Annotated in this window: 1 protein-coding gene; it reads right to left on the reverse strand. The window is 68.2% G+C overall.

Annotated elements, in window-relative coordinates; all coding sequences use genetic code 11:
- The coding region (locus RND78_RS27595) for a beta strand repeat-containing protein (RefSeq protein ID WP_409457152.1) at positions 1 to 2869 on the reverse strand (2869 nt) is incomplete at both ends.

Raw genomic sequence — 2869 nt, forward strand, 5'->3', positions numbered from 1 at the left:
CACCGGGGGCGGTGATGAGACCACCGCCGGTGTTGGTCAGGCTGCCGTTCTTGAGGTCCAGGGTGAGGCCGGTCTGGCTGAAGAGTTCGCCGCTGTTGGTGAGGCTGGCGGTGGTGACCGCGAGATCCTTGGCACTGGCCAGGCGGCCGGCGTTGGTCAGGCTGCCAGCGGCAACGGTAACGGTGTCGCTGCCGATCAGGCGCCCGGTCTGGGCGTTGTCGAGCGTACCGGTAGTGGTCAGGCTGACGGCGCCCTTGGCACTCAGGGTGCCGCTGCCGTTGGCCAGGCTCGCGCTGCTGAGGGTCAGGCCGCCATCGGTGACCAGTTGGCCACCTTCGTTCTGCACGGCGCCGCCGGTGACGGTGAGGGTCTGCTGGCCGGCACTGGAGATCAGGCCCTGGCGGTTGTCCAGGTCGGCGGCAGTGAGGTCCAGGGTACCCTCGCTGAGCAGTTCGCCCTGGTCGTTGAGCAGTAGCCCCTGGCCGTCGACCCGCTGGCCCGTCAGCGTCACGCTCAGACCTTGGCGGCTGGTGAGCAGACCCTCGCTGTTGTCGAGGCTGGCGGCTTCGACGTCCAAGCCGGCCGCGGACAGGGCGCCCTTGACGTTGGTCAGGGCGCGGGCGATGCGCAGGGTCAGGCTGGCGTTGCTGATGAGCTTGCCGCCGCTGTTGTCCAGGCTGTCGGCCGTCAGGGTGAAGGCTTGGCCGCTGCTGAGTTCGCCGGCATTGCGAACGCTGCCGAGGTTCTTGAGCAGCAGGGCACCGGGCGCGGTGATGAGGCCACTGGCGTTGTTGGTGAGGGTGCCGTTCTTGAGGTCCAGGGTCAGGCCGGCCTGGCTGAAGAGTTCGCCGCTGTTGGTGAGGCTGGCGGTGGTGACCGCAAGATCCTTGGCACTGGCCAGACGGCCGGCGTTGTTCAGGCTGCCAGCGGTAACGGTAAACGTATCACTGCCGACCAGGCGGCCGCCCTGGGCATTGGTGATGGCGCCGGTAGTGGTGAGTAGTGCGACGCCCTTGGCACTCAGGGTGCCGGTGCCGTTGTCCAGGCTGGCGCTGCTCAGGGTCAGGCCGCCGTCGGTGACCAGTTGGCCCTTGTCGTTCTGTACCGCACCGCCGGTAACGATGAGGGTCTGCTGGCCGACGCTGGAGATCAGGCCCTGGCGGTTGTCCAGGCTCGCGGCCGTGACATCCAGGGTGGACTGGCCGACGATCCGGCCCTGGGCGTTATCGAGCGCGCCGCCCAAGGTCAGTTGCAGGTCTTGGCCACTGGAGATTCGCCCTGAGGTGTTGTCCAGCCGCTGAGCCGACACCGCCAGGCGGTCTCCGCTGACCAGGCTGCCGGCCTGGCTGTTATCCAGGTCGCCCGTGACCAGGGTCATGGCGCCCTTGGCGCTCAGGGTGCCGGCCGCGTTGTCCAGGCTGGCGCTGGTGAGGGTCAGGCCGCTGTCGGTGACCACTTGGCCTTTGTCGTTCTGCACGGCGCCGCCGGTAACGGTGAGGGTCTGCTGGCCGACGCTGGAGATCAGGCCCTCGCGGTTGTCCAGGCTCGCGGCCGTCACGTCCAGGCTGGCTTGCCCCAGGAGCTGGCCCTGGGTGTTATCCAGGGCACCGGTCGTGACCGCCACCGCCCCCTGCCCGCTGATGAGGCCACCCAGGTTGTTCAGGCTGGCACTACCCAGGACCAGCCCGCCGCCCGCCAGAAGCTGGCCGCTGGAGTTGTTCAGCGCCGCGGTCAAGGTCGCCTGCAGGTTTTCCCCTGCCTTCAGCACCCCCTTGGCACTGTTGTCGGCCGTCGCCAGGTTCAGCGTCAGCCCCTTGCCGGCGATGACCTTGCCGCCACCGTTGAGCAGGCTCTGCCCGGTAACGCTGACACTGCCGCCCTGGCTCGACGCTTCACCGCCGCGGTTGTCGATCGCGCCCACCCGCAGCTCGAGCCCGGTCTTGCCGGCCACCAGTGCATTGCCGGTGTTGCCCAGCCGGTCGGCGATCAGGGTCAGTTGGCCCTGGCTGATGAACTGGCCATCGAGCTGGTCGAAGCTCCCCAGGGTCGCCGTCAGGTTGCCCTGGCTGCCGAGCTGGCCGCCGTCGTTGTTGACCTGGCTGCCCGTCAGGGTGAGAGCCGCATCGCTGGCCAGGACGCCCTGGGCGTTGAGCAGTTGATCGAAGCTCAGGACGCTGGCACCGGCGCCGTAGAGGTTGCCCTGCTGACGGTTATCCAGGGTGCCCGTCACCCGGGCCTGCAGATCGCCATGGCTGACCAGGGTGCCGCCGCGGTTGTCCAGGGTGCCGGTGAGGGTCAGGTCCAGGCCCGAAGTACCGATCAGCTTGCCCTGGCGGTTATCGAGACCCTGGCCTTGCAGGCTCAGACGATCCTGGCTGGAGAGCTCGCCGTTGCCATTGGTGGTTTGTCCGAGGTTGGCTGTGAGGGCACCGACGCTAGTCACCACCCCTTGGGTGTTGTCGAGGGTCGTGGCTTGCACGTTCAGGCTGCCACGGCTCTGGATGCGGCCTTGGGCATTGCCTACGGCCGTCGCCGTGAGTTGCGCCTGACTACCAGCACTCAGGGTGGCGCCGCTGTTGTCGAGGGTGCCGCCGGTGGTGGCGGTGAGGGTACGGCTGGCGATCACCGAGCCTCGGTTAGTGAGCTGCGCGCCCTGCAGGGTCACGTCGCCCGTGGCATTGCGGCTGTTGTCGGGATTGACCCCGGCCTCGACGATACCGCTATTGGTGAGCTGCCCGGCGGCGCTCAGGACGATGGCATTACGCGCGGCCACGCTCTGCCGCACATTGAGGTCGCCTCCGCTCTGGGCACTAACGCTGCCACCGGCGTAGACCGGTCCCTGGGCGTCGAGGCCCTGGCCCTTCAGGGT

It is taken from the genome of Pseudomonas oryzihabitans (genome assembly GCF_032027545.1).
GTDB lineage: Bacteria > Pseudomonadota > Gammaproteobacteria > Pseudomonadales > Pseudomonadaceae > Chryseomonas > Chryseomonas oryzihabitans_F.